Source organism: Streptomyces sp. LBL (assembly GCF_029893585.1).
Taxonomy (GTDB): Bacteria; Actinomycetota; Actinomycetes; order Streptomycetales; family Streptomycetaceae; genus Streptomyces.
Genome location: NZ_JARXYX010000017.1, coordinates 18,092 through 27,614, shown reverse-complemented (window position 1 = coordinate 27,614; position 9,523 = coordinate 18,092). Strand labels below are relative to the sequence as shown.

The 9,523-nt window shown below is 72.0% G+C and carries 2 protein-coding genes; both read right to left on the bottom strand.

Features of this window, described 5'->3' with window-relative positions:
• Positions 1 to 18: 18 nt before the first annotated feature.
• Complete coding sequence (locus tag M2271_RS21100; protein WP_280888838.1) at positions 19 to 4,404, bottom strand: MupA/Atu3671 family FMN-dependent luciferase-like monooxygenase; 4,386 nt, start codon at positions 4,402 to 4,404, stop codon at positions 19 to 21.
• Positions 4,401 to 9,488, bottom strand: coding sequence for a non-ribosomal peptide synthetase (locus M2271_RS21095; protein ID WP_280888837.1), 5,088 nt, complete (start codon positions 9,486 to 9,488; stop codon positions 4,401 to 4,403). Before M2271_RS21095 ends, M2271_RS21100 begins: the two co-directional genes overlap by 4 nt.
• Positions 9,489 to 9,523 lie beyond the last annotated feature (35 nt).

Sequence of the window (9,523 nt, the reverse complement as noted above, 5' to 3'; positions counted from 1 at the left end):
GAAAGTTCGCTGGCACCGTCATGCCCCTGCCCTGCCCGCGCGCCGCGCGGCGGCCTGTTTGGCGCTGCGGCGGGCGGCTGCCCGTGCGGCGCCCGCGCTGACCGCCTCGTCGGGTCCTTCGTCCGGTTTGCGGTCGATGGCCTCGGCGAGTGCCCGTGCGGAGGGGTAGCGGAACATGTCCACCAGGGAGAGCCCGCTGTCCCTGTGTTCGAGCAGTCGGGCCCGGGCCACCACCACGAGCAGTGAGTTCCCGCCGAGGTCGAAGAAGCTGTCGTCCAGGCCCACCCGGTCCACGCCGAGTACCTCCCGCCATACGTCGGTGACCAGCTGTTCCGTCGCGTTCGTCGGCGGCGTGTACGCCCTGGTGCCCTGGGGCCGGGTGTCCGACAGGTCGGGCAGTGCCCTGCGGTCGACCTTCTTGTTCGGGGTCAGCGGCATCGCGTCGATGGGGTGGAGGGCGCTGGGCACCATGTAGCCGGGCAGCCGCGTGGCGAGGAAGGCGCGCAGTTCGGTGCCGGTCGCGGGCCGGTCGGTTGCCGGGACGTAGTAGCCGATGATGCGTTGTTCCGCGCCGGTGCCCCGGATGACGGCGACCGCCGAGCGGACTCCTGCGTGTTCGGCCAGTGTCGTCTCGATCTCACCGAGTTCGATCCGGTGGCCGTGCAGCTTGACCTGGTCGTCGATTCGGCCGAGGAATTCGAGTGTGCCGTCGGGTGTCCAGCGGGCCAGGTCACCCGTTCGGTAGACCCGTGCGCCGGGCCGGTCGGTGAACGGGTCGGGTTGGAAGCGTTCGGCGGTCGCCTCGGTGCGGTTGAGGTAGCCGCGGACCACGCCGTACCCGCCGAGGAGCAGTTCTCCGGGTACGCCCGTGGGGCACGGCCGCGTGTCGCGGTCGACCACGTAGGCCCGTACGTTCGCCAGCGGGCGTCCGATGGGCACGGGGCCGCCGTCGGGCGGGACCTGGGACGTGGTGGCCCAGACCGCGGCTTCGGTCGGCCCGTACATGTTGTGGACCGTGCCGGCGACGGCGTCGGCGAGGGCGCGGGCCAGGTCTGCGGGGAGGGCTTCGCCGCCCACCAGCAGCCGGCTGAGCCGGGGCAGTTCGGTGCGCGTGTCCTGGTCGGCCAGCAGGGCGCGGGCCAGGGAGGGCGTGCACTGCAGGTGCGTCACCGCGTGTTCGCGCAGTTGTTCGGCGATCGGTTCCTCGGCCTTGGCCAGCGCGGCGTTCTTGCGCTCCTCGCTGATGTCCCGGACGGTCGTCAGGTGGGTCAGGGCGTCGAGTGCGGCTTTCTCCTCGACGCCGAAGTCGATCAGGCAGGCGACCTCGTCGACGCCGGCGGCCTTCATCCGGTCGACCATGTCGGCGCAGACCTGGGGTGTACCGAGCAGGCTGGCGGTGGCGAAGAACCGGTCGAACGCCCGGTTGACGAGTTCCCGTAGTTCCCGGGGGGGCAGTGCCTTGAAGTCCTCGGCGCTTCCGGTGGTGGCGCCGAGGGAGGCGATCAGGTCGAAGGAGGTCTCCAGGTAGCGGTTCATCGGCTCCCGGACCAGCTCGCGGACCTCGTCGAGGTCGGGGCCGACGAAGGTGTGGACCATGACCGCCACGTGGCCGTCCCCGGGTCCGTGGCCGTGCTCGTGCCAGGCCTTGCGGTACAGTGCGATCTTTTCGGCCAGTTCCTCCAGGCTGTGCCCGAGGAGGTGGGTGAGGACCCCGGCGCCGGCCTCGCCTGCCATCCGGAAGGTTTCCGGGTGTTTGGCGCTGGTCAGCCACACCGGCAGCTCCGGCTGGACGGGCTTGGGGAACACGCCGACTTCGACCTCGGCGCCGACGCCGTTGCTCCGCGTCACCTTCTGGCCGCGCCACAGCCTGCGGACCTCCGCGAGGCCGTCCATCATCAGCTGCTTGCGCTTGCCGTACCGGTCCGGTGCGAGTGTGAAGTCGTTGGCGTGCCAGCCGGAGGCAAAGGAGATGCCGGCCCGGCCGGCCGAGATGTTGTCCACGACGGACCATTCCTCGGCCACTCGCAACGGGTCGTGCAGGGGCAGCACCACGCTGCCCGCGCGGATCTGGACCCGCTCGGTGATCGCGGCGACGGCCGCCGCCGTCACCGAGGGGTTGGGGTACAGCCCGCCGAACTGGTGGAAGTGGCGCTCCGGCGTCCACACGGCCGTGAAGCCGTTGCGGTCGGCGAACTTCGCGCCTTCGAGCAGCAGACGGTAGCGGTCCTCGGAACTGGCTTCGGAGTCGCTGCCGAAGTAGAGCAGGCTGAAGTCGATGGGGCGGGTGCGGGCCTGGGTGATCGCAGCCGACTCGGCGGCGGGGGCGGACGCCAGGGGCGGTTCACGGCGCAGCACGATGCGGTGTCCGTGCGTCAGCGCCCACAGCAGTTCGACGACGGAGATGTCGAAGGAGACGCTGGTGACCGCGAGCCAGGTGCTGGGTTCGTCGGCGCCGAAGACGTCGTTCATTCCGGCGAAGAGGTTGGCCACGTTGCGGTGGGTGACCATGACGCCCTTGGGCTGTCCGGTGGACCCGGAGGTGTAGATCACGTACGCCAGGTTGTCGGGGGTGATGACCGGGGGCGGCGGACTGTCGGGGGTGGTGTCGGGTGCTGCGGTCAGGTCGGGTATCACGACGTGGGCGGCGCCCAGGCGCCCGGCGGCCGCGGCGGAGTGGGGGTCTGCGACGACCAGGCGCACGCCGGCGTCGGCGACCATGAACGCGAGTCGGTCGCGTGGGTAGTCGGGATCCAGTGGGAGGTAGGCCGCGCCCGCTCTGAGGATTCCCAGCAGGGTGACCATCAGCAGGGACGTGCGGCCGAGGTGGACGCCGACCGGCTCGTCGGGTGCCACGCCGAGTCGGCGCAGCTGGGCGGCGAAGCGGTCGACGAGGCGGTCGAGTTCGCGGAAGGTCAAGGTGGCGTCGGCGGCGATCACGGCGACGGCGTCGGGGGTTGCGGCCACCCGCTCCGCCAGCAGCCGGTGCACCGGGGCGTCGGCGATCTCGGCCGGGGTGCCGGTCTGCCAGTCGGCCAGGGTGGCGAGTTCGCCCGTCGGCAGTACTGCCAGTTCGTCGACGGGTCGGTCGGGGGCGTTCGCGGCGGCGGTGATGACGTTGACGTACCGCTGGGCGATGCGCTCTGCGGTCGTGGCCTCGAACAGATCGGTGCTGTACTCCAGGCGGCCGCGCACGCCGGTCAGGGTCCGTGTGAGGCTCAGTGTGAGGTCGAACCTGGCTGCGCCGGTGTCGCCCAGCACCGGCTGCACCTGGCAGCCGTCCAGGCGCAGCCCGGCGCCTTCCTCTTCGTAGCGGTAGCTGAACAGGACCTGGAACAGCGGGTTCTGGGCGAGGTCGCGGTCGGGGTGCAGTTCTTCGACGAGTTTCTCGAACGGCAGGTCCTGGTGGGCCAGTGCTCCCTTGACTTCCGTCCACAGCCGTTGGATCAGCTCGCGGAACGTCGGGTGGCGGGCGAGGTCGCAGCGGAGGACGAGGGTGTTGGTGAAGAACCCGATGAGGCCGGCCAGTTCGGGGCGTTCCCGTCCGGAGACCGGGGTGCCGACCACGACTTCGTCCTCGCCGACGTGCGCCCGCAGCAGCACTGCGAAGGCGGCGAGCAGGACACTGTAGAGCGTGACGCCTTCCGTCCTGCCCAGTTCCTCGAGCCGCTGGAGCGGTTGCGGCGGCAGCTCGAAGGTGAGCGCGGAACCGCGGTAGCTCTGCACGGGCGGGCGCGGGTGGTCGGTGGGCAGGTGCCGGGCGGGCATGTCGGTCAGCCGGTTCCTCCAGTACGCCAGCAGCCGGTCGAGTTCGGGCCCGGCCAGCGTGCTCTGCTGCCACTGGGCGAAGTCGGCGTACTGCATGGGCAGGTCGGGCTCGTGCCGTTGCCGGCCGGTCAGGGCGGCCAGGTACTGGACTTCGAGTTCCCGGCCCAGCGTTGTGACCGAGGCGCCGTCGCAGGCGAGGTGGTGCACGGTGAGCAGCAGCCGGTGCTGCTGCTCACCCAGGCGCAGCAGGCGGGCCCGGATGACGTGGCCGGCGACGAGGTCGAACGGGGTGCCGGCTTCCTCGTCCGCGAGGCGCGCCGCCTCGTCCGCGCTGCGGCCGGGTGCGGTCAGGTCGACGACGGGTATCGACACGGGGGCGGGCGGCAGGACCACCTGGTGGGGTGTCCCGCCGGTCGAGCGGAAGGCGGTGCGCAGGATCTCGTGCCGGCGCACGACTTCGGTCAGCGCCTGTTCGAGCGCGGTGCGGTGCAGTGGGCCGGTGATGTCGTAGCCGAGCGGAACGTTGTAGACCGCGCTGCCCGGCTGCAGCTGGTCAAGGAACCACAGTCGCTGTTGCGCGTAGGACAGCGGTGCCGGACCGTCCTCTTCGGCGGCCTCCGCTTCGATGGGTCCGCTCACTGCTGCACCTCGGTTTCCTGCGTGTCGCGTGGGAGCGACGCGGCTTTGTCGTCACTGGGCCGGCCGGGCTCGCCCGGCCGCACGGCCGTGCGGCGGGCGCGCGCGATGATCGGGGCGGGGCGGCCTGATGCCGCCCCCGCCGTCGCGGCGGTCACAGCGTCCGCCAGACCCGCCACGGTGGGCTGCTGGAGGAACGTGGAGATGGGCACCTGGACGCCGAAGGCCTCGTTCACCTGGGCCACCAGGCGGGCCGCCAGCAGGGAGTGGCCGCCGGCGCGGAAGAAGTCGTCCGCGCGCCCCACCGGCTGGTCGTGGAGCAGCGCCGAGGCGAGCTGCGCGATGCGCTCTTCCGCGGGGGTGCGCGGTGCCTGGTGCGCCTGGGGTTCGGCCGGGGTGCTCGGCGCGAGGGCGGCCAGCGCGTCGTGGTCGACCTTGCCGTGTTCGGTGAGCGGCAGGGCGTCGAGCAGCACGACCCTGTCCGGGACCATGTACACGGGCAGGCGGTCTCGCAGGAACGCCAGCAGCTTCTCCTCGAGGACGGTGTCGCTTCGGCCGTCGGCGCAGGCGTACGCCACGAGCGAGGCTTCCGCGCCCGGTGCGAAGGGGCGGGCGAGGACCACGGCGTCCCGCAGGTCCGGGTGGTCCCTGAGTGTTGCCGCGATCTCTCCGGGTTCGATCCGAAAGCCCCGGATCTTGACCTGCTCGTCGGCGCGGCCGAGGAATTCCAGCTGCCCGTCGGGACGCCAGCGGACCAGGTCGCCGGTGCGGTACAGGCGGGCGCCGGGCCGGTCGGCGAACGGGTCGGCGAGGAAGCTCAGCGCGGTGAGCTCCGGACGCTTGACGTAGCCGCGGGCCACCGCCGTGCCGCCGAGGTACAGCTCACCGCGGACACCGGTGGGCACCGGCTGTCCTTGAGCGTCCAGCACGCGGGCGTCGATCCCGCTGATCGGCCTGCCGATGGGCGGGCGCGGTCCTGCCGAATCCGGCGGGACGAGGCCCGCCGTGGCCACCACGGTGTTCTCGGTGGGCCCGTAGTGGTTGAACAGCCGGAACGGCAGGTCGTCGACGGGTGCGGCCGGCAGCACGTCGCCGCCGGTCAGCAGTGCGCGCAGCGCGGTGTCGGCCGGCCACGGCTCGGTCAGTGCGGCCGCGGCGACGGGGGTGGGCAGGAATGCCGTGGTGATCTTCTCCTCGCCCATCCAGCGCACCAGCTCCGCCGGTGCGGCCCGCAGCTCGGGCGGGACGACGCTCAAGGTGGCGCCTGCGGCGAGGGTGGGCCAGATCTCCCACGTCGAGGCGTCGAAGCCGGGGCTGGCGAACAGCGTGGTGCGGTCCGCCGGTTCGAGCGCGTACTGGGCCTGGTGCCAGGCGACCAGGTTCGCCAGGCCCCGGTGCTCCAGGGCGACGCCCTTGGGCCGGCCTGTGGAACCCGAGGTGTAGATGAGGTACGCGAGCCGGTCCGGGGTGACCTGGTCCGCGTGGACGGGCTCGTCGGTGGTGTGGGAGTCCAGGTCGAACACGTGCATGCTCTGCGTGGACGCGGGCAGCTGCAGGCGCGTGTGGGACGTGGCAAGGACCATTTGCGCGTCGGCGTCCTGCAGGATGAAGGCGACGCGCTCGGCCGGGTAGCTCGGGTCCACGGGCAGGTAGCATCCGCCGGCCATGAGCACCGCGAGTTCGCCGACCACGAGCTCGGGGGAACGGTCGGCGTAGACCGCCACCGGTTCCTCGGCGGTGATGCCGGACTCGCGGAGCCGGTGGGCCAGGGCGCCGGCGCGCTGCCACAACTGTCGGTAGCTGAGCTGCCCCTTGGGCCAGCGCACCGCGACGGCGTCCGGCTGCCTCTGGACCTGCTGTCCGATCAGTTCGGTCACCGGCTGGGCACCGGCCGCCTCGGCCTCGGCCGCGCCGGGGCCGCGAGCCCAGCGCTCGAGCTGCTCGGCCTCCGCGTCCGGGAGCAGGCGGAGCGTCCCCACCGGGGTCTGCGGCCGGGCCACCGCGTCGGTGAGCAGGGTCAGGTAGTGCGTGACCATCCGCTCCATGGTGGCCTCGTCGAACAGGTCGGCCGAGTGCTCCCAGATCATGGCGAGGTCGTCGTCCTCGGGCCGGGGCTCCCGGCCCAGGCGCTGCTCGGCCCGCGGGATCACGATCACGTTGAGGTCGGCCTTGGCCGAGTTGTTCGAGCGTTCGGTGACCCTGCCGGTGAGCCCGCCGAAGTCGATGTCGGGCACTGCGGAGTCGTGGAAGCTGAACATGACCTGGAACAGCGGGGTGCGCGAGGGTTCGCGGGCCGGGTCGATCGCGTCGATCACCGCGTCCACCGGGGTGTCCGACCAGGCCAGCGTCTCGGCGACGCCCTGCCTCACCTGCGCCAGCAGGTCGCTGAACGGCTGGTCGGCCGACACCTTCGTGCGCATGACCAGCGTGTTGACGAGCATGCCGAGCAGCGGCTCCAGCTCGGGCACGTTCCGGTTCGCCGCGCCGGTCCCGACCAGCATGTCCTGCTGCCCGGTGTAGCGGTGCAGCAGCGCCGTGAAGCCCGCGTACATCGTGGAGAACAGTGACACCCGGTTCTCGCGGCTGAAAGCCCGCAGCTTTCGGGCCAGCTCGGCGGGGATCAGGATCCGCGGAGCCCTGCCGCGGAAGGTCATCACCGGCGGCCTGGGCCGGTCAGCGGGCAGCTCCAGGGTGTCCGGGGCGCCGGCCAGCCGGGCGGTCCAGTGGTCGACGTGCGCGCGCAGCACCTCCCCGCGCATCCAGTCCCGCTGCCAGATCGCGTAGTCCGCGTACTGGATGGCCAGTTGGGGCAGCGGCGAGGGCCGGCCGGCGGCGAAGGCCGGGTAGAGGGCGCGCAGCTCGGACAGGAACACCGACAGCGACCAGCCGTCGTGGACGAAGTGGTGCTCCACGTGGAGGAAGGTGTTCTGCCCGTTGCCGTGCCGCAGCAGCACCCAGCGGGCCAGCGGCGGCTCGGTCAGGTCGAAGGGCTCGCGCAGTTGCGCGGCGACCACCTCGTCGGCCTGCTCGGCAAGGATGTCGAGCACGGTCAGCGACGCCTGGGCCTGGGCCAGCGGACGCTGGTGGCCCACCCCGTCGACGGAGACGAAAGCGGTCCGCAGGATCTCGTGCCGGCGCACGATCTCATTCAGCGCCGCGTGCAGCGCATCGACGTCCACCTCGCCCTGCAGGGACACCGTGGCCTGGAAGTTGTAGGCCAGGTTGCCGGGCGAAAGCTGCTCGAAGAACCAGACTCGTTCCTGCGGCAGGGACAGCGGGATCGGGCGGCTCCGGGCGGCTCGGCGCACCGGCGGCGCGACGGGCGCGATCGCGCGGGTGGTGGCTTCACGCCCGGCGTCCTGCGTTTCCGTCAGGGCAGAGCGCTGGTCGATGATCGCCGCGAGAGTGGCGATGGTGGGTGCACCGAACAGTTCGGGCATGCTCACTGCGGTGTGCAGCTCCGCCGCGATACGGCCCGCCAGCCCCGCGACGAGCAGCGAGTTCCCGCCGAGCGCGAAGAAGTCGTCGTGCACGCCGACCTGCACGCCGCCCAGCAGCGCGGACACGATCCGTGTCAGCGCCGTCTGGGTCGGGGTGCTCGGCGCCACCGCCACATCGGCCAGGCCTGCCGCCGCCCGGTCGGGAGCGGGCAGCGCGGCACGGTCGACCTTGCCGTTGGGCGTCAGCGGCAGCACAGGCAGGACGACTACGGCCGCCGGCACCATGTAGCCGGGCAGCCGGGCCGCGACGAACTCGACCAACTCGGCTGTGGGGACACCGGTGACCACGTAGCCCACCAGGCGCGCGTCCGGCCGGCCCGAGTGCTCGACCGCCACGAAGGCGTCCCGGACACCGGGGTGCTGCTTGAGGACCGTGGCCACCTCGCCGGGCTCGATCCGAAACCCGCGGATCTTGGCCTGGTCGTCGTAGCGGCCGATGTACTCGAAGGCCCCGTCCGGGCGGCGGCGGACCTTGTCGCCGGTGCGGTACATCCGCTGCCCGGGAACGGCGATGTCCGGTACGAACGCCGCCGCTGTACCCGCCGGGTCGTGCAGGTACCCGCGCGCCACACATGCGCCCGCCAGGCACAGCTCACCGGCCTCGCCATCGGGTACCTGATCGAGCCCGTCCAGGACATAGCAGCGCACACCGTCGACGGGCACCCCGATCGGCGGCGGCACGGGCCCTGCCGGCAGCACCTCGCCCGCTGTCACCTTCACCGTGGCCTCGGTCGGCCCGTAGAGGTTGACCACGGTGAACGGCAGCCCGTCCGGTGCACCGCGCTGCATCGCCGAGCCACCGGTGTGCAGGGTCCGCAGCGCCGTGTGCGGCGGCCAGGTCTCGTCGAGGACGGCCTCGGCCAACGGCGTGGGCAGGAAGGTCACGGTGATCTGCTCATCGGCCAGCCACCCGGCGAGCGCCGGCGGCGAGGTACGCACCTCGGCGGGCGGCACCACCAGCGTGGCGCCGGCGGTCAGGGTGAACCAGATGTCCTGGACGGACACGTCGAACCCGGGACTGGCCAGCAGGGTCGAACGGTCCTCCCGCCGCGTCCCGTACGTCTTGTGATGCCAGCGCATCAGGTTGGCCAGGCTCGCGTGGCTCACCGCGACACCCTTGGGCCGGCCGGTGGAACCCGACGTGTAGATCACGTACGCCAGCGCGGCACCGTGCAGCCGGGGCGGCGCCAGGACCGTCGCGTCCGATGGTTCCTCGGCCAGATCGACCAGCAGGACGTCATCGCCCAGCGGCGCCCCGCCGGACACCAGCGGCCCGGTGCTGAGGACCGCGGCGGCACCGGAGACCTCCAACAGTTGGCGGATCCGCGCGGCCGGGTGGGCCGGGTCCAGCGGCAGGTAGGCCGCGCCCGCCAGCAGAACAGCCACCTCCGCGACCACCAGTTCCGCCGACCGGTCGGCGTACACGGCCACGACACTGTCTGGGCCCACCCCTCGCTCGGTGAGCTCGACCGCCAAAGCGGACGCGTGCGCGGCAAGGCCGTGGTAGGTCAGCCTCAGGTCACCGTCCTGCACCGCGACCGCATCCGGTGCCTCGGCCACCCGGGCATGGAATTCGTTGAGCACCATCTCGCACGTCATCCTTCACTGCTGGGAGCGGGTGG

Bases quoted from the DNA above. Each gene is read 5' to 3' on its own strand.
- M2271_RS21095 (WP_280888837.1), bottom strand. From the start codon at position 9,488: ATGGTGCTCAACGAATTCCATGCCCGGGTGGCCGAGGCACCGGATGCG.